General features: G+C 67.5%; 23 protein-coding genes. 9 read left to right on the forward strand and 14 right to left on the reverse strand.

Going from position 1 to position 18,529, the window contains the following annotated elements; translation table 11 throughout:
* Window positions 1–17: 17 nt before the first annotated feature.
* Together LT974_RS04385 and LT974_RS04390 are read right to left on the reverse strand one after the other, a co-directional pair.
* Window positions 18–716 carry a DUF7124 domain-containing protein gene (locus tag LT974_RS04385; RefSeq protein WP_232589454.1) on the reverse strand — a complete coding sequence of 233 codons (699 nt, stop codon included), beginning with the start codon at window positions 714–716 and terminating at the stop codon, window positions 18–20.
* Complete coding sequence (locus LT974_RS04390) at window positions 713–2,443, reverse strand: aldehyde ferredoxin oxidoreductase family protein (RefSeq protein ID WP_232589455.1); 1,731 nt, start codon at window positions 2,441–2,443, stop codon at window positions 713–715. Before LT974_RS04390 ends, LT974_RS04385 begins: the two co-directional genes overlap by 4 nt.
* A gap of 78 nt (window positions 2,444–2,521) precedes the next feature.
* Between LT974_RS04390 and LT974_RS04395 the strand changes: the two genes are divergently transcribed.
* From LT974_RS04395 to LT974_RS04405, 3 genes are all read left to right on the forward strand, one after another.
* The gene (locus LT974_RS04395) at window positions 2,522–3,139 is read left to right on the forward strand and encodes a molybdenum cofactor guanylyltransferase (RefSeq protein WP_232589456.1); all 618 of its coding nucleotides are present in this window, start codon (window positions 2,522–2,524) and stop codon (window positions 3,137–3,139) included.
* A gap of 590 nt (window positions 3,140–3,729) precedes the next feature.
* Window positions 3,730–4,770 carry a hypothetical protein gene (locus LT974_RS04400; RefSeq protein ID WP_232589457.1) on the forward strand — a complete coding sequence of 347 codons (1,041 nt, stop codon included), beginning with the start codon at window positions 3,730–3,732 and terminating at the stop codon, window positions 4,768–4,770.
* Window positions 4,771–4,800: 30 nt separating this feature from the next.
* The gene (locus LT974_RS04405) at window positions 4,801–5,265 is read left to right on the forward strand and encodes a hypothetical protein (RefSeq protein WP_232589458.1); all 465 of its coding nucleotides are present in this window, start codon (window positions 4,801–4,803) and stop codon (window positions 5,263–5,265) included.
* A 165-nt stretch (window positions 5,266–5,430) separates the two neighbouring features.
* On the opposite strand, the gene yqeC is transcribed toward LT974_RS04405, so the two are convergent.
* The 5 genes from yqeC to LT974_RS04430 form a co-directional block, all read right to left on the reverse strand.
* Window positions 5,431–6,150: a selenium cofactor biosynthesis protein YqeC gene (gene yqeC, locus LT974_RS04410; protein ID WP_232589459.1), complete on the reverse strand. Its 720-nt coding sequence runs from the start codon at window positions 6,148–6,150 to the stop codon at window positions 5,431–5,433.
* Complete coding sequence (locus tag LT974_RS04415) at window positions 6,151–6,468, reverse strand: helix-turn-helix transcriptional regulator (protein ID WP_232589460.1); 318 nt, start codon at window positions 6,466–6,468, stop codon at window positions 6,151–6,153. It lies immediately after the preceding gene.
* An 81-nt stretch (window positions 6,469–6,549) separates the two neighbouring features.
* Entirely contained in the window at window positions 6,550–7,266 is a 717-nt protein-coding gene (locus LT974_RS04420; protein WP_232589462.1) for a GAF domain-containing protein, read from the reverse strand.
* A 35-nt stretch (window positions 7,267–7,301) separates the two neighbouring features.
* Window positions 7,302–7,556: a hypothetical protein gene (locus LT974_RS04425; RefSeq protein WP_232589463.1), complete on the reverse strand. Its 255-nt coding sequence runs from the start codon at window positions 7,554–7,556 to the stop codon at window positions 7,302–7,304.
* A 58-nt stretch (window positions 7,557–7,614) separates the two neighbouring features.
* Window positions 7,615–7,842 carry a universal stress protein gene (locus LT974_RS04430; protein WP_232589464.1) on the reverse strand — a complete coding sequence of 76 codons (228 nt, stop codon included), beginning with the start codon at window positions 7,840–7,842 and terminating at the stop codon, window positions 7,615–7,617.
* 100 nt (window positions 7,843–7,942) lie between these two features.
* On the opposite strand from LT974_RS04430, the gene LT974_RS04435 reads away from it, so the two are divergent.
* Together LT974_RS04435 and LT974_RS04440 are read left to right on the forward strand one after the other, a co-directional pair.
* The gene (locus LT974_RS04435; protein WP_232589465.1) at window positions 7,943–8,647 is read left to right on the forward strand and encodes a DICT sensory domain-containing protein; all 705 of its coding nucleotides are present in this window, start codon (window positions 7,943–7,945) and stop codon (window positions 8,645–8,647) included.
* A gap of 42 nt (window positions 8,648–8,689) precedes the next feature.
* Window positions 8,690–9,910 carry a metal-dependent hydrolase family protein gene (locus LT974_RS04440; RefSeq protein WP_232589466.1) on the forward strand — a complete coding sequence of 407 codons (1,221 nt, stop codon included), beginning with the start codon at window positions 8,690–8,692 and terminating at the stop codon, window positions 9,908–9,910.
* Between the two features lies 1 nt (window position 9,911).
* Here LT974_RS04440 and LT974_RS04445 read toward each other — a convergent pair whose 3' ends face one another.
* On the reverse strand, window positions 9,912–10,214 hold the full coding sequence (locus LT974_RS04445; RefSeq protein ID WP_232589467.1) for a hypothetical protein: 303 nt from the start codon (window positions 10,212–10,214) through the stop codon (window positions 9,912–9,914).
* Between the two features lie 93 nt (window positions 10,215–10,307).
* Between LT974_RS04445 and LT974_RS04450 the strand changes: the two genes are divergently transcribed.
* Window positions 10,308–10,934, forward strand: coding sequence for a cyclase family protein (locus tag LT974_RS04450; protein ID WP_232589468.1), 627 nt, complete (start codon window positions 10,308–10,310; stop codon window positions 10,932–10,934).
* Here the strand turns inward: LT974_RS04450 and LT974_RS04455 are convergent.
* A complete protein-coding gene (locus tag LT974_RS04455; protein ID WP_230891410.1) occupies window positions 10,931–11,170 on the reverse strand; it encodes a hypothetical protein in 240 nt (79 codons plus the stop codon). The two genes, LT974_RS04450 and LT974_RS04455, sit on opposite strands and share 4 nt — an antisense overlap.
* Window positions 11,171–11,259: 89 nt before the next feature.
* Here LT974_RS04455 and LT974_RS04460 point away from each other — a divergent pair, with 89 nt between their 5' ends.
* Window positions 11,260–11,691, forward strand: coding sequence for a DUF7112 family protein (locus LT974_RS04460; protein WP_232589469.1), 432 nt, complete (start codon window positions 11,260–11,262; stop codon window positions 11,689–11,691).
* Here the strand turns inward: LT974_RS04460 and LT974_RS04465 are convergent, their stop codons facing one another.
* The 3 genes from LT974_RS04465 to LT974_RS04475 are packed head-to-tail and all read right to left on the reverse strand — an operon-like array spanning window position 11,692 to window position 14,956.
* Window positions 11,692–12,219 carry a response regulator gene (locus LT974_RS04465; protein ID WP_232589470.1) on the reverse strand — a complete coding sequence of 176 codons (528 nt, stop codon included), beginning with the start codon at window positions 12,217–12,219 and terminating at the stop codon, window positions 11,692–11,694.
* Window positions 12,220–12,264: 45 nt separating this feature from the next.
* Window positions 12,265–14,367: a PAS domain S-box protein gene (locus tag LT974_RS04470; RefSeq protein ID WP_232589471.1), complete on the reverse strand. Its 2,103-nt coding sequence runs from the start codon at window positions 14,365–14,367 to the stop codon at window positions 12,265–12,267.
* 4 nt (window positions 14,368–14,371) lie between these two features.
* Window positions 14,372–14,956, reverse strand: coding sequence for a HalX domain-containing protein (locus LT974_RS04475; protein WP_232589473.1), 585 nt, complete (start codon window positions 14,954–14,956; stop codon window positions 14,372–14,374).
* Window positions 14,957–15,289: 333 nt separating this feature from the next.
* Between LT974_RS04475 and LT974_RS04480 the strand changes: the two genes are divergently transcribed.
* Window positions 15,290–16,270: a transcription initiation factor IIB gene (locus LT974_RS04480; protein ID WP_232589474.1), complete on the forward strand. Its 981-nt coding sequence runs from the start codon at window positions 15,290–15,292 to the stop codon at window positions 16,268–16,270.
* Between the two features lie 80 nt (window positions 16,271–16,350).
* On the opposite strand, the gene LT974_RS04485 is transcribed toward LT974_RS04480, so the two are convergent.
* Entirely contained in the window at window positions 16,351–16,908 is a 558-nt protein-coding gene (locus LT974_RS04485) for a DUF1684 domain-containing protein (protein ID WP_232589475.1), read from the reverse strand.
* Window positions 16,909–16,995: 87 nt separating this feature from the next.
* Between LT974_RS04485 and rtcA the strand changes: the two genes are divergently transcribed.
* On the forward strand, window positions 16,996–18,015 hold the full coding sequence (rtcA, locus tag LT974_RS04490) for an RNA 3'-terminal phosphate cyclase (protein ID WP_232589476.1): 1,020 nt from the start codon (window positions 16,996–16,998) through the stop codon (window positions 18,013–18,015).
* 15 nt (window positions 18,016–18,030) lie between these two features.
* Here the strand turns inward: rtcA and LT974_RS04495 are convergent, their stop codons facing one another.
* Complete coding sequence (locus LT974_RS04495) at window positions 18,031–18,501, reverse strand: carotenoid biosynthesis protein (RefSeq protein WP_232589477.1); 471 nt, start codon at window positions 18,499–18,501, stop codon at window positions 18,031–18,033.
* Window positions 18,502–18,529: the final 28 nt, after the last annotated feature.

The raw sequence follows: 18,529 nt of genomic DNA on the forward strand, positions 1-18,529 counted from the left end.
GCCGCGAGATGGCGCCGTCAGTCGTCGAGTTCCCAGCCAGCGCTCTCCGCGGCGTCGGCGAGGTCGACGAACTCCCAGCCGGCGTCCTCGGCGATCCACTCCTCGCCCTCGGTGCCGACGACGACCATCCGCTCGGAGTAGAACATCGAGTGCTCGCCGATGGCCGCGAGCCGCTCGGCGGGGCCGTCCCCGGAACCGTTGAAGAAGTCGATGTCGAGCTGGTGCTCGCGCAGGAACGAGTTGATGGCGTGCGCCGGCACGTCGCCGACCAGCCCCACCCAGTCGGACCACTCGTTCGTCTCGGCGAGCGCGATGCGCGGGTCGACGAGACGCTGGACGGCCTCGTACGTGTACGCAGTCGCCATCTCGTCGACGCCGCCGCCGTGCGGGCCGCTGGCCTCGGGCGCTTCCGCGCGGTCCTCTGCCGGACCCGCACCGCCACCCGAACCACCGTGCTCTTTCGGGATGCCCGCGGGGCTGTTCGAGGACTCGTAGGGAACGTGCGGGATGCGGTCGCCCTGCGAGTCGCCGGACGGCTCCTCGGGTTCGTCGGCGGACGCGGCCGCCCCGCCGTCGCTGCTACTGTCGGCGGGCGTGCCACCGACGTTGCCGTCGATGTCGTCGGACGCGTCGTCGCGCCACAGCCAGTCGCCGTCGTTACCCTCGTCTTCGTCGGTCTCCACCTCGACGTCGTCTAGGTCGATTCGGTCTGTCACTGTGTAATCTCCGTCAAGTCGAGTCGGTCGAGCGTCGCCTCGGTCGGGACGCCCTCGCTGTCCCAGCCGCGGGCGTCGTAGTACGCGTCCAGCATCGCGTCGAATTGCTCCCGGTCGACGGCCGCGCCCTCCGCAGGGCCGTCCGGCAGCGGGACGGTCATCGCTTCGGGGAGCGCGTCGTCCTGTCGGTCGTGGCCCTCGCGGACGTTGAACAGCCGCGTGAGGTTCCAGGCGCGCTCGCCGAGGTCGGCCAGCGACTCCGTGGTGGCGTCCACGCCGATCGCGCGCAGCCAGCGCGCGCCCTGTTCGGGTGCGGCTTCGCCCGCGAAGTCGTCGGCGACCAGACACCAGCGCGCGCTGCGGGCGTTCTGCTCGCTGACGACCGCACGCACGCGGTCCGCGTCGCTCCACGACTCGGCGGCGACCGCGGCCTCCTCGATGGGGCGGGCGCGCCGGTGGCACGCGCCGCGGTCGCTGGTCGCGTACGCGAGCGCCATCGCGGGGGCCGCTCGCGGGTCGTACGTCGGGAGTTCCATCGCCTTCACCGCGGGAATCAGTTGGTCGAAGCCGAGCCGGTCGGCGGCCGCGACGACGCCGTCAGCGAGCCCATCCCCGAGGGCCGTCTCCCGCGTGGCGACCTCGCGGATGAGCCGCCGCGCGCCCTCGGGGTCGCCGAAGTCGACGTCCCTGTCGAGGGCACCGCGCTCGCTCGCTCGGGCGGCGAACGCGACCGCGCTCCCGGCGCTGATGACGTCCACGCCGAGGCGGTCGCAGAGCCCGCCGAGTTCCGCGATCGCGTCGAAGTCGCTGATGCCGAGGCCGGCACCCAGCGTGATGGATGCCGCGCCCCGCGGCACCGTCTCGCCGTCGCCGTCGGGCACGCGGAACCCGCCCGGCACGGCCTCGCCGGGTCGCTCTCGCCCGACGCTGGCTTCGCGGACGGCCTCGATGCCGATGTCCTCGGCACCGTCGAACGTCCCCGACTGCCAGCCCCGCGTTGGAAGCGCGCCGACTTCGTCCGCGAAGTCGACGGATTCGAGGGTCTCGCTGGCGGCTTGCCAGCGCCCGACCTCCGCGTCCGCGAACTCCTCGTCTGCGGCTTCGAGTTCTGACGGCGTCTCGGGCGCGTCGCCGCGTGCGACGACGGCCTTCAGCCCTTTCGCGCCCATCACGGTGCCCGCGCCGCCGCGGCCCGCGTGGTGGTCGCCGCCGTCCGTCGCGACCGTCGCGAACCGAACGCCGTGCTCGCCCGCGGGGCCGACGCACGCGACCGCCGCGTCCGGATACTGGGCGTCCGTCTCGGCGGCGTCCATGCCCGCGAGCTCGGGCGCGTCCTCGATGCGCGCGGTGCCGTCTTCGACGACGAGCACGCCCGGCTCGTCGCGCTCGCCCTCGACGAGCACGAGCAGACAATCAGCGAGACTGCCCGCGAGCCGCGCGGCGAAGTCGCCGCCGGCGTAGGAATCCAGAAAGGCGTCCGTGAGCGGGGACTTCGTCACGACCGCGAACCGGGGTTCGCCGGGCGCACGCCCGGTCAGCGGGCCGACCGCGAACGCGAGCAGATTCTCGGGGCCGAGCGGGTCGACGCCCGCGTCGGTGTCCGCGAGCAAGTAGCGCGCGGCGAGGCCCTTCCCGCCGACGTAGCGCCGTCGCCACTCGGGCGGAATCGCCTCGCGCGACACGGTCCCCGAACCGAGCCGCACGCGCAACACGTGGTCCCCGACCATGCCCGAAGGCAACGGTTGCGCGGGGTTAAGCGTTGCCGCTCCGGAGCGTTCAAGCGACTGGCGCGCCGACGTTCCCCCGTGCGCTCAGCAGTCGTGCTTGCGGGCGGCCGCTCGACACGCTACGGCGACGGCGACAAGGCGCTGGCCGACCTCGCCGGGATGCCGATGCTGCGCCGGGTCGCCGACCGCCTCGCCAACGTCACCGACGAACTAGTCGTGAATTGCCGCGACGACCAGCGAAGTGCTCACCGCGACGCCCTCGACGGCTACCCGAACCCCGTGCGCGTCGCGGAGGACCCGGAACCCGACGAGGGCCCGATGGCGGGCATCGCCGCGGGCCTCCGCGAAGCAAGCGGCGAGTACGCGCTCGTCGTCGCTTGCGACATGCCGTTCGTCGACCCGGCCGTCGTCGACCTCCTCTTCGACCGCGCCGCCGGCCACGACGCCGCCGTCCCCGAGATGGACGACGGCTGGTACCAGACGACGCAAGCAGTCTACCGCGCTGACGCGATGGCCGCGGCCTGCGCGGACGCCCTCGACCGCGGCGACCGCAAGATTCTCGCGCCCCTCGAATCGCTGGACTGGGTCGCCGTCCCCGAGAGCGACGTGGCTGCCGCTGGCGACCTCGAATCCTTCGAGAACCTCAACACGCGCGAAGCCGTCGAAGACGCGGCCGGGCGGTTCGCCCCGCAGTAGCGTTGCGTGGTTTCCTGCGAGAATTGTCTCGACTGAATCGGTACGTAGGGATGCCTACCTAACGGCTGTTTCAGCGGGGAGTTGTCGAGACAATAGGAGTTCAACAAAGCTATCCCAGACACTATCGTATCCGGTCTCGTTACGTCCCTCCTCCTGGCCGTTGGTCGGCGACACCAGATACTGTCTTGCTTGTTCACCATGTGCTGGCAACCGGCGTAACGGTTACCCTTCTCGTCTTGCTCCCCCAGGCATGAGCCTTCTTAACTGAAAATCAGTCAGACGGACAACAGACAGTAGCTGGAGAGTAGTAGTTTGACTTTGTATTCAGTACGTGACGACAGCAGTAGTCCCGACCTCGAATCAGCAGGGTCGTTGCGCCGGTAGTAGAGAGTCCCCACTCCTCTAGCTAGAACCGGTGTTAAAGAGACATCTCAGTTCGTTCACTTTTATCGCCAGGATTTCACCAATTTCTCAATAGGCTAAAATGGTAGAAAAGTATATACTAAACTGGTTTAATACTGCTAATGCGTATGAAAGACCAAACAGATGGAGCTAGTTCAGAATTAGATAGCTCACGACGACGGAATATTATGAAATCCGTCCTCTCAGGTACGGCTATCTCACTTGGTGGTGGATCGATAATCTCAGGAGATGCCCTCGCTGCTCAAGCATCAGACGAATACGAAGAGAAAGATTTCGCTGCCGAAAATAGGGATTCACATTCCTACTCGGCCCCTGATAACATCTATGCAACTCAATATAAGACCCAGATTGGAGGGGCGTTCGGGTACAGACAATCCAGTAAAAATAATGTCGGGAACTGGGTTCACCGATTCGGTGCCGCACTTGACGCCAAGCACTTTGTTCGAGATGATGGCCAATCAGAATGGGAGCAGTTTGAAGGCATTAAAGAGATGGAAATTGAACTGATGGAAACGGGGGATAGCGGAAACAATCCCTCGATGAATACTCCGGCAGGAGGGTTTAAAGTTGGTGCAAGTCCAAACCCCGAACATAATACTAGCGCAGATTATACTGACGCGGTATACACACTAGCTAAATCTGCAATTGCAGCGGCAAACCCCGGGGCAAATGCCGCCATAATAGCTTCTGACGTTCTTAACTCGGCATTATCAGCGAGCTCTGGTACATACGATAATACTCAAGTATATACATGGACGTTCAACTCAAATAACACTAAACAGAAGGCAAATGCCCACTGCCTTTGGAATATTGAAGATCCAGACAGTGATACAGCCAAGTGCAACGTCTCCTTGCGGGCGTATGACGGAACGAACTATAATACCTGGGCTCAACTAACGACAGATATCACAGTACATAGCGGTGATAGTGATTCTGGAGAGATTCCAGATCCGTCACCATGGCCGACCCAACAGACGATAAACTCAGAGCAAGAACCAAAGGACCCACCTGTTCCAGATGACCACGTTATCGAAAAACGCCATACGGAAATCTCCCGAAGCGAAGGGATGGAAAGCCCAGTAACGGTTCCAGCAGCGGACCTCTCTGAACAGAATACCCCTGCACACATAGAATCGGATGAAGAGGTTACTATCATGGAGTTCCCCATAGAGACACGTATTAGCGCATATGCTGGCTATGTTGAGTAAGCAAAATATCGTAACGGTATTAAAAACCACATGAATAAATCCCGCCGCGAGCTGCTGTCGATGGTCGCTGCAGGGACACTCTCATTCAGCGGCTGCACAGCGCTCGAATCCGCCCCCCCAGGTGTCGCCATCGAGGCGATCTCATTCTCGAACTTTTCCGCCAACAACCACACAATCGAGTATCAACTCGCACGCGACGACCAAGTGGTGGTCGACGCGAGCGTGACACTGAACGCAGAACGGACAGACAGTAACGGCGACGACGAGTACTACGCCAACAAAATCGTCGAGCACGAAGAACTCCACCAGCAAGCGGTCTACACGATGCGCTGCCGGCTAGCCGACGACGAGGAGTGGCGCCACGAATTCACCTTCAACGGCGAGTCGTACACCTGCCTGAAACTCTCTATTGACGTCAACGACCACGAGAGTATGGCCGTCCTGACCGGCGAAGTGCCCGCAGAGAGGTGTTCCGCGCTAACCACTACTGATTAGCTGGCTCTATTGAAATCCTATTTTCTTGGCAATTTCCCCCACTGAAACAGCCGTTAGGTAGGTGAGCCAATTTATCTCTGTAGATTCTACCAGATTTCGTTGACGTTCACACGCTTCTGCTGAATACGGGGCGCTTGCCGAACGAAGAAATTGGACTCGCGACGACTAGACGACGGTCTTCACCGGGTCGTCGGCTTTCAGCGACGTGACGACGACGCGGGGCACGTCCACGCGGTCGTGGACGCCCTCGGCGATTTCCGTGGCGGTTTGGACGAGCGCGGCGTCGTCGGCCATGTTCACGAGCGGAATCGCGGTCGCGTCCTCGGGAACGTCTCTCATCCCGCCTTCGGGGTGGGCGAGCACGCGTGCGACGTCTTCGGGGCGAATCTCGTCGCCGACCGCGAGGTCCGTGAGGTCGGCGACGCGCTCGGGTCGGTGGGCGACGGCCTCCGAGAGCGGTTCGCCGACCGCACGCACGCTCGCAATCGGCACCACGACGTCCGCACAGGCCGGAATCTGGGGTTCGTGCTCGCCCGGCGCTTTCAGCCGACGGGTGCGCGCGCCGTCGGCTTTCACGAGGACGGCGTTCGCGCCGGCATCCGAGATGCTCGCGATTCGCTCGCGCTCGTAGCCGCGGTAGCGGTCCTCGCGCTCGCGCTCGGGCACCACGCCGAGCGGCCACTCGGTCGCTTCGTGGACGACGGCGGCCGGGTCGTCCGTGACGACGACCCGGGAGACGTGTTCGTCGAAAATCGGGATGCGGACGGTCGCGGTGACGACCGCGCGGTCGACCCGTTCGGCGAGCGCGTACAAGAGCGACTTCTTCCCGCCCGCCCCGACCGCGCAGACGACTCCCTCGGCGTCGACGGCGTCAGCGAGCGCCATTCAGTTGGCGAGCAGCAGGTGGTCGTCGTCGAGCTCCTTGACGGCGTCCCGGACGTAGCGGTTCTCCCACTTGCGGCGCGCGCGGAGTTCGCGGTCGCCACGCGTCGTGACCTCGTACTCGTTGGTGCGCTCGTCGCGCTGCCCCTTCTCGATGAGCCCCTTCTCGACGAGCGTGTCGAGGTTGGGGTAGAGGCGGCCGTGGTTGATGTCCGACTCGTAGTACTGTTCGAGTTCGTCCTTGATGTCGAGCCCGTTGGGGTCTTCGAGGCCCGCCGTCACGACGAGGAGGTCGCGCTGGAAGCCAGTGAGGTCGTCCATGGTTCTGGTTGCAGCGAGGTCCGGTATCGTATTAAGTTCGGTGGCCACTCCGTCTCGGGAAAACACGCGCGAGCGGCCGGCTCAGGCCTCGACGCGCGGCGGCGTCAGGAGGTCCGAGTCGGCGAGCGCAGCGCACGCGCCGGCGATGGCGAGCACGCGGTCGGGCGTGAAGACGTCCGGCTCGTGGGCTTCCGCATCGATGATGCCGACGACGTCGCCGTCCGCGAGGATGGGACAGCAGAACTCGCTCTGGACGCTGTCGTCGCACTCGTAATACGGGCCGTCGTAGTCGCCGACGTCCTCGACGAGCACGGCTTCGCCCGTGAGCCCGACGGTGGCGTTGTTCGAGCGTTCGGCGAACGACTCGGTGAGCGGGAACTCCGCGCGGGAGTGCTCGCCGACGTACGCCTCCTTGACGAGCACTTCCTCGCCGTCGGGGTTGGTGGCGCGGCGGTAGACGCCGAGCCAGTCGGGGTTGGTCTCCTCGGCGAGCCGGCGCACCGTCTCGTCGAGCGCGACCAGGCGCGCGGTGTTGGGGTGGTCGCGGAGGCGTTCGGGCTCGTACTCCAGCCCGCAGATGGGCGCGAGGTTGTACAGTTCGTCCGCGAGGCCCACACCACAGGTACCATCCGGCCCGAGTTCGGGGACGGGGTAGACGTAGCAGTCCTCGACGGTGTCGGCGTCGACGGTCGCGTGTGGCGGGCGGGCGACGAGCGCCGCGCCGCGTTCGGCGGCGTTCGTCGCGTGGTCGGTGTACTCCGGGAGGTCCACGGCCCGGAGGTAGGACTCGTGGTTCATACTGTGACGTTCGTCGCGGGGACGTATATGGCCGTTCACTCTGGCAAGACGCCGGCGTCGAGCGCGCGCTCCCCGGGCTCGGTGATGCGGTAGACGACCTCCCCGGTGACGGGTTCGACGAGATCGCGTTCGGCGAGCGCCGCGAAGCGGGTCTCGACGTACGGCGTGTGCATCCCGATGCGGTTCGCGACGATGGCGGGGTACTCGGCGCTGCGGCCCGCGAGGAACGTCAGAATGGCGACGTCTGCGGGACGGCTCCACGCTGGTCGGCCCGGCGTTGCCTCGTGCATACTAAATCATGAGCCATGCTACCACATAACACTGTCGTCGAACGGGACCCAGCTCCGCTCACGTCGTGACGACGGTGACAGCGCCGTCGAGTGCGTCGTCGACGGTGTAGTTGACGTCGAGGCTCGGGACGCTCATCATCGACTCGCGGCGCTCGGCGTACTCGTCGTCGGTCGTCACGTGGACCAACACGAGTTCCGCGTCGACGCCCGCGGCGAGTTCGCCGGCTTCTTCGACGAGGGATTTCGCGGAGTCGGAGGCTTCCACGACGGCGATGGCGCGTTCCATGTTCCACCGCCGTCGTCGTCCCACCATAAATCTCGCGGGCCCTCGCGGGTTGGCACACACCAGCCGAACGCATTTGTACCAGGGGTGGAACGGTCGGAGTATGAGCCTCCGCGAGGTGGTTGCGACGGTCCGGGGGCGCGAGAAGACGCTCACGGTGTACACGGAACCCGGGACGGACGTCGTGCCCGAACTCCGGGAGTACTTCGTGTCCCAGAACGTCGCCATCGAGGAAGCCGACGCCGGCAGCGACCCCGAGCACGCGGTGCTGTCCGACGACGGCGAGTTCCTCACCGCAGTCGGCATCGACGCGCTCCGCTCCCTGACCCACGGGAGTCCGCGGTCGGTCGGCGAGGACGCCGCGTACGGCCGCCTGCTCTCGCACCTCGACCGCACCACGTTCACGTCGTACAACCACCGCCAGATGCTGGAAGCCTCCCGCGAAATCGAGGACCGCGCGTGGCGCACGGGCGACGGGCGGCTGTTCGCGGGCTTCCAGCGGCTGTCGAACTTCGCGGGCGAACGCGGCACCTACGAGCGCCTCGCCAGCACCGACCTCGACGTCCACGTCTACGGCGTCCCCGACGACACCGTGGACGTGCCAGAGGACGTGACCTTCCACGGCAGCGCAATTCCGGACGTCGCGTCGCTGTGGTTCGTGGTCTTCGACGGCAGCGACGACCCACAGCAGGCGTGCGCACTGCTCGCCGAGGAACACAGCGACGGGTTCTACGGCTTCTGGACGTACGACACGAGCCTCGTCGACGACGCGTTGGACGCGCTCGGCGCTGCGCGGCGGTCGGCCTGAACGGAGGGTAACGCTTTCCCGGTGGCGCGCGAACCCCCAGTCATGCGAGTGTTCGACGTCGCACGACTCGTCGACGGCCAACGCGACGACGCCGTCGACGACGCGCGCCTCGTCGTCGAGGACGACGGCACCGTCGCCGCGGCCGGTCCCCGCGAGTCCGTCGACGCACCGCCAGACACCGAGCACGTCGAGTTCCCGGACCGCACCATCGTCCCCGGGTTCATCGACGCGCACGTCCACCTTCAGGGTGCGCGCTCGATGGACGTCGCCGACTGGACGACCACGCCGGACTCGCTGGCGGCCGCCCGCGCCACCGCGGACCTGCGGAAGTTGGCCGACGCGGGGTTCACGAGCGTCCGCGACCTCGGGAGCACGGTCGGCCTCGGGCTCCGTGAGGCGGTCGCGGACGGCGAGGTTTCGGGGCCGCGGGTGTTCACGAGCGGCCGCGCAATCTCCCAGACCGGCGGCCACGGCGACATCCACGGGCTCCCCCACGAGTGGGTCGCCGACGGCACGCCGCTGTCCACGCTCGCGGACGGGACCGCCGAGTGCCGGCGGGAAGCCCGCAAGCGAGTCCGGGACGGCGTCGACTGCCTGAAAATCATGACCACGGGCGGCGTGCTGAGCGAGCGCGACGCGCCCGACCGCCGCCAGTTCACGGACGACGAAATCACGGCGATGACGCGGGAGGCCGACCGCGCCGGCGTCGACGTCGCCGCTCACGCGCAGGGCAGCGCTGGCATCAAGGCCGCGCTCCGGAACGGCGCGACGACCATCGAGCACGGCTTCTACCTGGACGACGATTGCATCAGCCTCCTGAAGGAGTGTGGCGGGACGTTCGTCCCGACGCTCTCGATTATGTACCGCATCACCGAGCGCGGCGGCGACCACGGCGTCCCCGAGTGGGCGTTGGAGAAAGCCCGCGAAGCGCGTGAGGCCCACGTCGAGGCCGTCGAGCGCGCATACGAGGCGAACGCCGCCATCGCCGCCGGCACGGACTTCATGGGGCCCGAGCTGGTCCCACACGGCGAGAACGCCCTGGAGATGGAGCTGCTCGTGGACGAAATCGGGTTCTCGGAGATGGACGCCATTCAGGCGGGAACGCGGGTCGCCGCGCGCACGCTCCCGCGGAACGACGTCGGGACGCTGACGGAGGGCGCTCGCGCGGACTTCGCGGTCCTCGCAGACGACCCGCTGGCGGACATCTCGGCGGTGCGGCGCGTCGAGGCGACGTACGTGGACGGCCGGCGGGTGGACGTCTGAGTCACTCGTAGCGCCGCGAGCGCACGGCGGTCACGAGCGCGACGAACAGCACGACGAGCGCGTAGCCACCGACGACGACGCCGGTCGTGCGGTCGAACGTCTCCGCGACGCCGAACGCGAGCGTGACGAGGCCGAAAATCGAAAGCGATAGCCCGAGCAGGCGCGCGAGTGCGGCGGGGTCCTCGGCGGCCTCGCGGTCGTACAGCGGGACGTCGTCCATCGACTCTTGACGGCGGAGCACCAATCCTGTGCCGACGAGCACGACCCCGAGAGCGCCGTAGAGCGCGCCGGCGACCAGTCCCATACGTCGTACTGCCCGAGGGCGGGCTTAATGTTTACTGATTTTACACGAACCGGCACCGCGAACGTTTACCCGGAGGCGGTGGTAGCCGGTGTCATGTGGGACCTCACGCACGAACTCGGCTCCGGGCTGCCGTACCCCGGCGACCCGCAGGCGGCCGTGACGCCGCACGCGACGTTCGAGGCGGACGGATACCGGGTCGCCGAAGTCGCGTGCTCGACGCACTCGGGGACGCACGTCGACGCGCCCGCACACCTGCTCGCGGATGGCGCGACGCTCGGCGCGTACGACGTCGAGACGTTCGCGTTCGACGCGCGAATCGTGGACTGCACGGCGTTCGACGCGCGCGAGCCGATTCCCGTCGCCCGCGTCCCCGACACTGACGCCGACCTCCTCGTCTTCCACACTAGCTGGAGCGAGCACTGGGGCGACCAGCGGTACTTCGACCACCCCTACCTGACCGCTGCTGCGGCAGCGCGTTGTGCGGACCTCGGCTGTCACGTCGGCCTCGACGCGCCGAGCGTCGACCCGTCACCCTCCGAGCACGCGACGGACGACGAACCGACGGGCTATCCGGCACACCACGCGCTGCTCGGCGGCGAGCGACTGATTCTGGAGAATCTACGGAACCTCGGCGCGCTCCCACAGCGTTGTGCGATTCGAGCGTACCCGCTGCCCGTGGATGCAGACGGCGCACCCGTGCGAGCGGTCGCCGACGACTAGGCCTGGTCGGCGGTGCCGCGGTCCTCGACGAACCCGGACTTGAACGCGATCCAGCCGAGCACGCTGATGAACAGAATCGGCGGGAGGATGACGAACCCCCACAGCGGATTCAGCCCCCAGACGAGCAGCAGAACGACGTCCGCGATGCCGAGCAGGAGGAACGGGAGGATGGCGAGGAACGCGTACCGCCGGCTTCCGCCGGCGTCGTCGGTCGGCGTCGGTATCGGCGCGTCCATAGTCGGTGGTTCGCGACCGGTGACCAAAAGCCCACGCTTTGCGCGCGGGACCCGTCTGGCTTTTACGCGCGAGCGCCGTCCGTTCGTGTATGACCGACTACGTCTCCGAGGAGACCGTCGAGACGGTGACCGGGACGGTCGCCCGCGCCGGGGGGACGCGCCGTCACGAACTCCGCCTGCCCGCGGACGCGGCAGCCGACTTCCCGGCCGGCGAGGTTGTCCGCGTCGTCCTCGACGGCGACGAGTACCACGCGCAACTCCGCCACCACGACGACGGCACGCCCGTGATTCGCGGCGCGTACGACACGCCGTCGCTCGCCCGCGACCCCGGGAGCGCCACCAACCACCTCGCCGAGTGGCTCGACGACGGTCCGCTGGAGGCCGGGCGCTCCGTGCACGTCGATGTCGTCGAACCCGGGCTCAAGTACGGCGTCCGCGTCCCGGGCGAGTCCGCGACGTACGCCGCGACCCAGCCGCCGGATTCGAGCCTCTCGGCCATCGCCGACTCTCTCGACGAGTAGTCACTCCAGGTCGCGGAAGACGATGCGGTAGTCCCGCGCGTCGAAGCCGTCCGCGATGTCGTCGGCCCGCTCGCGCAGGTCGCGCACGCGCTCGGCGTCGTCGTGTTCGCCGGCCGCGCGGCGCTCGCTGGCCTCGTGGAACGCTTCGATGGCCTCGACGTACGCCGCCAGCGAGCGCAAGCGCTCGACGACGTCGGTCAGGTCGTCCTCCGAGACGGGTTTTCTGAGGTAGGCGTCGTACCCGAGGCCGACAATATCCTCGTCGGGTTCGTTTGCCGTCACCATCACCACCCGGCAGTCGTAGCCCGCGTCCCGAATCGCCGCCAGCACCTCGTCGCCCGAGACGTCGGGCATGTCCCTATCGAGAAGCACGACGTCCACATCCGGCGAGAGTGTGTCGAGCGCGGCCTCGCCGCCGTTGGCCGTCCGCACGTCGTACCGGTCGCCGAGTCGGTGCTCGTAGACGTCGAGGTAGTCCTGCAGGTCGTCGACGGCGAGCACAGTCGCGTCGTCACGCCCCCGGCTCATAGCTAGTCGTACTGACAGCCAACGTCAGGTGCTGTAAGTGTTGTCCTACTCACCACGACAGCCGGTGATTTCGAATCGAGCACCGCGGTCCGGGTCGCCCTCGTCCGGCGGAACGGCGTCGACGGTCCAGCCGTGGGCGTCGGCGATACGCTCCACGATGGCGAGCCCGAACCCGGTGCCGCCGTCCACGGACGTGAACCCGCGCTCGAACACCTCGTCGTGGCTACCCTCGGGCAGACCCGGGCCGTCGTCGATGACGGCGAAACCGTCCGCGCACGACGTGACTGTGACTGAGACACCGCCGGCGTCCCCAGCGTGCTCTACGGCGTCCTCGTGAGCGTGCGAACGAGGGTTCGTGGAGCCATGCCCCACGGCATCCTCAGAACGCTTCGCGTTCTGGGGGTCTGTGGAACCATGTTCCACAGCATTTCGGAAGAGGTTCTCGAACAACTCCTGGAGCCGCGTCGGGTCCGCTTCCACGCTGTCGTCGGTTTCGACCGCGAGCGTCGCGTCAGCCGCGTCGATACAGTCCCACGCGTCTGTCGCGACCTCGGCCAGCGCGGCGGACTCGGTTTCGTCAGCGAGCCCGCCCTGTCGGGCGAGTTTGAGCACGTCCTCGACGAGCGCTTCCATGCGGTCGAGGGCGCTGCTGGCGCGGTCGAGGTGGTCGTGGTCGCCGGTGTCCGTCGCGAGGTCGAGGCCCCCGCGAGCGACGTTGATGGGGCTGCGGAGGTCGTGGCTCACGACGCTGGCGAACTCGTCCAGGCGCTCGTTCTGCCGTTCGAGTTCGCGCTCGCGGGCCTTGCGCTCGGTGATGTCCCGAATCGAGGCGAGCACCACCACGTCGCCCTCGTAATCGATGCTCGTGGCGCTGAACTCGCAGAAGCGCACGTCGCCGTCGGGTTGCCGGATGCGGCTCTCGAACGTCTGCCGGCGGCCGGCCGCGGCCGTCAGTTCGCCGGCGACGCGTTCGAGTTTCACGCGGTCCTCGGGGTGGAACAGCTCGCAGGCGTCCGCGGCCAGGAGTGCCGCCCGGGAGCGCCCGAACAGCGCCGACGCGCGCTCGTTGGCGAACGATAGCTCGCCGTCGGCGTACGTGACGACGGCGTCGTGGCTCTGCTCGACGAGCGTCCGGTACTTCTGCTCGCTCTCCCGGAGCGCGTCCGCCGAGCGCAGCCGCCGGAGCGTCGCGGAGACGTGCGCCATCAACAGTTCGACGAGCTCGGCGTCCGTCTGCGAGAACGCGCCGTGCTCCCGGGAGCCGGCCTGGAACACGCCGACGTCGTCGATGGGCACGCTCAACACGGCCGTGTACTCGGGACTGGCGGGCTCGGCGTTTTCGTGGTCGCCGACGTCGTCGACGACCATCGAGGTGTTCTCCTGGTAGGTCCGCCCGGCGATGCCGGTGTCGGCGGGGAGACGCTGGGAGTCCTCGGGCTCCAACTCGGTGGACGTGGCCTTCGGGACGAGGTAGCCGTCTTCGACGACGTCGATGCCGCAGACGTCGAATTCGAGGATGTTTTCGGCGGCGTCGATGGCGAGGTGGTAGATGCTGGTGGCGTCCTCGCAGCCGACCATTCTGGCGGCGACGCTGTGGAGCTTCTCGAACTGCCGGCGCTCGGTCCGGAGGGAGTCGCGCAGTCGGTCGCGCTCCCGGGCGGCGTCCAGCCGCGTGAACCCCTGGCCGACGACTCTGCCGACGGCAGCGAGGCGCTCGCGCTCGGCGTCGGTGTCGGCCCGCGTGTCCGGCCCGAACGCGAGCGTCCCGTAGTAGTCGTCGGCGTCCACGACGGGGACTGCGGCGGCGTGCGCGTCGTCGTACGCGACCCACGTCACGGTGCGTTCGTCCGCTGCTGGTGCATGTGCATCGTCACCCAACGGTTCGGGCTCGCCGCCTATCTCGTCGGACCCGGACGGGGTTGGGCCGTTCGCTGCGCCCCGGAACGTCGGCGCGACGGTCTTCGGGTCGGGAGGTTCGACTGCGCCCTGGCTCGCCGTCGCGGGTTCGTCGTCGGTGCCACAGAAGCAGGCGAACTCGTGGCCGGCGTCGACGACGGCGTCACAGACGCTCGCTCGGAGGTCGGGGACACTGTCGGCTCGCTGGACGGTTCGCGTCACCGTGCTGACGAGGGGGCGGTCCGGCGACATCTGGTCAGTCGCTGCCCGTGTTCTGGTCGGGGACGTCGCGGAACGCGACGCGGAAGTCGTCGAACCCGAAGCCGTCCATCGTGTCGTCGATGCGGTCCCGGAGCTCCTGGATGCGGGCGACGAGCTCCTGGTAGGACTCGTCGAGTTCGAGGTCGCCGTCGTCGGCCTCGGATTCGAGCAGCGCGCGCTTCGAGGAGAGGGCGTACAACTCCTGGAGGCGGTCGTCGTACGCGGAGCGGTCGAGGAGGGTGTCGACGACGTCGTGGAGGTCGTCGCGGTCGACGGGCTTGAGGAGGTACTCGTCGAAGCCGAGGTCGACGACGTCGGTGTTCGGGCGCACGCCCGTGACCATCGCGACGCGGCAGTCGTACTCCGCGTGGCGGATGCGGTCGAGGACGTCCTCGCCGGAGAGCCCCGGCATCCGCCGGTCGAGGAGCACGACGTCGACGGCGTCGTCGAGTTCGTGCAGGGCGGCTTCGCCGGTGGTCGCGGTCTGGACGGCGTACCGCTCGGAGAGCCACTCGGCGTACACGTCGGTGAGCGCTTCGTCGTCGTCGACCACGAGTACGCGTGCCTCTTCGTCAGTCATGCGTGGGAATCGGCCTGTGTTGTATCGATAGTCACCCGAGTTAAAGGTTTCTCCAGCCGGAACTCTCCCCTCAAAATACCCCGACGGCACCGGTCGTGGTACTGACTACCACCGAAACACCTTTCAGTTACCACCCTACCCTTCGGTTATCGTGGCCGAATCGTTAGGCACCCCCAAAAGTCGGCTATTCTCGCTTCTTTTCGTCTCTGTGGCCGAAAGAGAGTGTGTCAACGATGCGCAAAACTGCAAAAGGTTTAAGTACTTATCGCTCCTACTACTGAGTACGACGAGTCGGGCAGCCTCGTGCGCCCTCCACCCGACGTTTCCACCACCATGAGTGACACCACAATCCGTACGTACTCCAGTGACCGACAGCACAACGAGAACGAATCCGAATCCGAGGTAGAGTCCGCGGACGAGACCGTCACCTGCCCCGAGTGTGGCGGCCGCGTCGTCAACGACGAGGAACACGGCGAGTCCATCTGTGCGGACTGTGGCCTCGTCGTCGAGGAGGACAGCATCGACCGCGGCCCCGAGTGGCGCGCGTTCAACTCCACCGAGAAGGACAACAAGAGCCGCGTCGGCGCGCCCACCACGAACATGATGCACGACAAGGGGCTGTCGACGAACATCGGCTGGCAGGACAAAGACGCCTACGGCAACAGCCTCTCGTCCAGTCAGCGCCAGAAGATGCAGCGCCTCCGCAAGTGGAACGAGCGCTTCCGCACCCGCAACAGCAAGGAGCGCAACCTCAAGCAGGCGCTCGGCGAAATCGAGCGGATGGCCTCCGCACTCGGCCTCCCGAAGGAGGTCCGCGAGACGGCCTCGGTCATCTATCGCCGCGCCCTCAGCGAGGACCTGCTCCCCGGCCGCTCCATCGAAGGCGTCGCGACGAGCGCGCTGTACGCCGCGGCCCGGCAGATGCAGACGCCGCGCTCCATCGACGAAGTAGCCAACGTCAGCCGCATCGACGCGATGGAGTTCAAGCGGACGTACCGCTACATCGTCCGCGAGCTCGGCCTCGAAGTCGCGCCCGCCGACCCCGCCAGCTACGTCCCGCGGTTCGCCTCCGAACTCGACCTCCCGGACGAGGTCGAGCGCCGCGCCCGCGAACTGCTCGACAACGCCAAAGAGGACGGCGTCACCAGCGGGAAGTCGCCGGTCGGCCTCGCGGCCGCCGCGATCTACGCCTCGAGCCTGCTCACCAACCACAAGGTGACCCAGAGCGAGGTCAGCGAGGTCACGGACGTCAGCGAGGTCACCATCCGGAACCGCTACCAGGAGCTCCTGGAAGCGACGGAAGTCGCGGCCTAACGCGGCCGACTGCGGTCACTGGTGGCGTCACTGCTGACGGTTTTTCTGTTCTTCACACCGCGTAGCCGGCGGCTCGCCGCTCAGGCGTCGTAGGCCTTTTCGCCCGCCCGAATCGCCACGTCGAGGCGGTTGTCCGCGGACGGGAGCGCACACGAGAACTGGTCGGCGTACGCACAGAAGGGGTTGTACGCGAGGTTGAAGTCAACGACGACGTCCTCGCCCTGTTCGGCGTCCGCGGCGTCGACGTCGAGGTAGCGGCCGCGGTGGTACGTCTCGCCGCCGTTCGTCTCGTCGGCGAACGGGACGAACAACGAGTCCTCGCCCTCGACGCGGAACGCTTCGAGGGTGCGGTGCTCGCCGTCGAGCGTGAACCCGAGCACGCCGACGCGGTCGTACTCCGCGGGCGGCCCCTGCGTGGTCTCCAGCGAGACCGGCTCGGGGTTCTGCGCGCGCCCGAAGCGTGCGACGACGCGGTAGTCGGGGTCGGGCTCGAAGTACGACAGCCCGTCGAAGTCCTCGCGGTCCTCGGGGGGAATCGGGGACTGCGGGTGCTCCGCGAAGAACTCGTCTTTCTCGGCGCGGTGCTCGCGGACGCGCTCGCGCCACGCCGCTTCGTCGAACGCGGGCTCGTCGGTCATGGCTGGTGGTGTGGCCGGGAGCGTGGTAACTGTGGCGACTCCGCGAGGTGACGAATCCCTTTTCACCTCCGAACGTCTCGTACCGGTATGAACATTCTCGACGGGGGCGAGGGCGGCGGCCAGCTGGTCCGCACCGCGCTCGCGCTGTCCGCGGTCACAGGCGAACCGTTCCGGATGCGACACGTCCGGCGCGCTCGCGCGAACCCGGGCTTGCAGGCCCAGCACTGCGCGGCAATCGAAGCAGTCGCGGCCGTCTGCAACGCCGAGACGGGGGGCGTCGAAGTGGGCTCGGAGTCGTTCACGTTCGAGCCGAACGAGGACATCGACGAGGACGCCGACCCGGCGGACCAGGGGGTCGTCGGCGGCAGCGTCTCCGTGGAAGTCGGCACCGCGGGCAGCGTCCCGCTGGTGTTCGACGCGCTGCTCCCGGTCGCGGTCGCGCTCGACGAATCCTTCACCGCGCGACTGGAGGGCGGCACCGACGCGAAGTGGGCGCCGCCGTTCGACTACTTCCAGCACGTCAAGCTCCCCGTGCTGCAGGAGCACGGCCTCGACGCGGACGTTACCCTGAATCGCCGCGGGTTCTACCCACGCGGCGGCGGGAAGGCGACGCTGACCATCGAGCCGTCGACGCTCGACGCGCTCGACGTCACCGAACGCGGCGAGCGCGAGTCGCTGACCGCGTACTCCGTCGCCGAGGAGTCCGAGGCCGAGGACGACGTCGCGGAGCGCCAGGCCGAGCCCGCGCCCGACGCGGCCGACGTCGAGACCGAGTACGCCGAAGCCGACTGCTCGGGGTCGGCGTTCGTGCTCGCAGCCGAGTACGAGCACTCCCGTGCTGGCTTCGCGGAGCTCGGCGAGATGGGCGTCGAGCCCGAGACGGTCGGCGAGAAGGCCGTCGAGCGCTTCGAAGAGTTCGAGGCCGGCGACGCCGCGGTCGACGAGTCCCTCGCCGACCAATTGCTCCCGTTCGTCGCGCTCGCTGGCGGCGAGATTCGCGCGCCCGAAGTGACGACGCACGTCGAGACCTGCATCGACCTCCTCGCCGAGTTCGGCTACGAGGTCGACGTCGAGGACGACGGCGACACGGTCCTGCTGTCCGCGTAACAGCGATTCGCTTTTCTACAGAACGAGTGTGGCGAGGCCGGCAGTCACGGCGCTGATGGCGAGCCAGCCGGCGAAGTTCCACCACGGCACCCCGCGGAAGCGCGGCCCGGGGAGGTCGTCGGTGTACGTCCAGCGGCCGTCCGCGACGCCGCGGTGGTCGACGAGCGCGTCGTAGCCGGTCGCGAGCGCGGCTGCGAGGACGACCGGCGCCCAGCCGTCCGTGACGAGGAGCGCTACCCGGAACGCGACGTAGATCGCGCCCGTCCACCCGAACAGCACGTAGACGGGAACGCCGAGGACTTTCGGGCCGACGTGGTGTTCGAGCCAGCCCAGATTGATGACGACTGCTTCCGCGACGAACGCGACGACAGCGCCGCCGCCGAAGAACGCGAGCACGGCGGCCGACGGCCACGTCAGCGCGGCGTGCGCGAGTGCGAGGAGGCCGACGGCAGCGACGCTCGCGGCGAACGCGCGATTGCTCGGCATGCAGGAAGGGAGAGCGGCGGCCGGAAAA

Source organism: Halobacterium noricense, assembly GCF_021233435.1.
Lineage (GTDB): Archaea > Halobacteriota > Halobacteria > Halobacteriales > Halobacteriaceae > Halobacterium > Halobacterium noricense.

Excerpts from the sequence above, each read along its gene's own strand:
- LT974_RS04390 (WP_232589455.1), bottom strand. The coding sequence starts at position 2,443 with ATGGTCGGGGACCACGTGTTGCGCGTGCGGCTCGGTTCGGGGACCGTG.
- LT974_RS04400 (WP_232589457.1), top strand. The coding sequence starts at position 3,730 with ATGAAATCCGTCCTCTCAGGTACGGCTATCTCACTTGGTGGTGGATCG.
- LT974_RS04405 (WP_232589458.1), top strand. The coding sequence starts at position 4,801 with ATGAATAAATCCCGCCGCGAGCTGCTGTCGATGGTCGCTGCAGGGACA.
- yqeC (WP_232589459.1), bottom strand. The coding sequence starts at position 6,150 with ATGGCGCTCGCTGACGCCGTCGACGCCGAGGGAGTCGTCTGCGCGGTC.
- LT974_RS04415 (WP_232589460.1), bottom strand. The coding sequence starts at position 6,468 with ATGGACGACCTCACTGGCTTCCAGCGCGACCTCCTCGTCGTGACGGCG.
- LT974_RS04420 (WP_232589462.1), bottom strand. The coding sequence starts at position 7,266 with ATGAACCACGAGTCCTACCTCCGGGCCGTGGACCTCCCGGAGTACACC.
- LT974_RS04425 (WP_232589463.1), bottom strand. The coding sequence starts at position 7,556 with ATGCACGAGGCAACGCCGGGCCGACCAGCGTGGAGCCGTCCCGCAGAC.
- LT974_RS04430 (WP_232589464.1), bottom strand. The coding sequence starts at position 7,842 with ATGGAACGCGCCATCGCCGTCGTGGAAGCCTCCGACTCCGCGAAATCC.
- LT974_RS04435 (WP_232589465.1), top strand. The coding sequence starts at position 7,943 with ATGAGCCTCCGCGAGGTGGTTGCGACGGTCCGGGGGCGCGAGAAGACG.
- LT974_RS04440 (WP_232589466.1), top strand. The coding sequence starts at position 8,690 with ATGCGAGTGTTCGACGTCGCACGACTCGTCGACGGCCAACGCGACGAC.
- LT974_RS04445 (WP_232589467.1), bottom strand. The coding sequence starts at position 10,214 with ATGGGACTGGTCGCCGGCGCGCTCTACGGCGCTCTCGGGGTCGTGCTC.
- LT974_RS04450 (WP_232589468.1), top strand. The coding sequence starts at position 10,308 with ATGTGGGACCTCACGCACGAACTCGGCTCCGGGCTGCCGTACCCCGGC.
- LT974_RS04455 (WP_230891410.1), bottom strand. The coding sequence starts at position 11,170 with ATGGACGCGCCGATACCGACGCCGACCGACGACGCCGGCGGAAGCCGG.
- LT974_RS04460 (WP_232589469.1), top strand. The coding sequence starts at position 11,260 with ATGACCGACTACGTCTCCGAGGAGACCGTCGAGACGGTGACCGGGACG.
- LT974_RS04465 (WP_232589470.1), bottom strand. The coding sequence starts at position 12,219 with ATGAGCCGGGGGCGTGACGACGCGACTGTGCTCGCCGTCGACGACCTG.
- LT974_RS04470 (WP_232589471.1), bottom strand. The coding sequence starts at position 14,367 with ATGTCGCCGGACCGCCCCCTCGTCAGCACGGTGACGCGAACCGTCCAG.
- LT974_RS04475 (WP_232589473.1), bottom strand. The coding sequence starts at position 14,956 with ATGACTGACGAAGAGGCACGCGTACTCGTGGTCGACGACGACGAAGCG.
- LT974_RS04480 (WP_232589474.1), top strand. The coding sequence starts at position 15,290 with ATGAGTGACACCACAATCCGTACGTACTCCAGTGACCGACAGCACAAC.
- LT974_RS04485 (WP_232589475.1), bottom strand. The coding sequence starts at position 16,908 with ATGACCGACGAGCCCGCGTTCGACGAAGCGGCGTGGCGCGAGCGCGTC.
- rtcA (WP_232589476.1), top strand. The coding sequence starts at position 16,996 with ATGAACATTCTCGACGGGGGCGAGGGCGGCGGCCAGCTGGTCCGCACC.
- LT974_RS04495 (WP_232589477.1), bottom strand. The coding sequence starts at position 18,501 with ATGCCGAGCAATCGCGCGTTCGCCGCGAGCGTCGCTGCCGTCGGCCTC.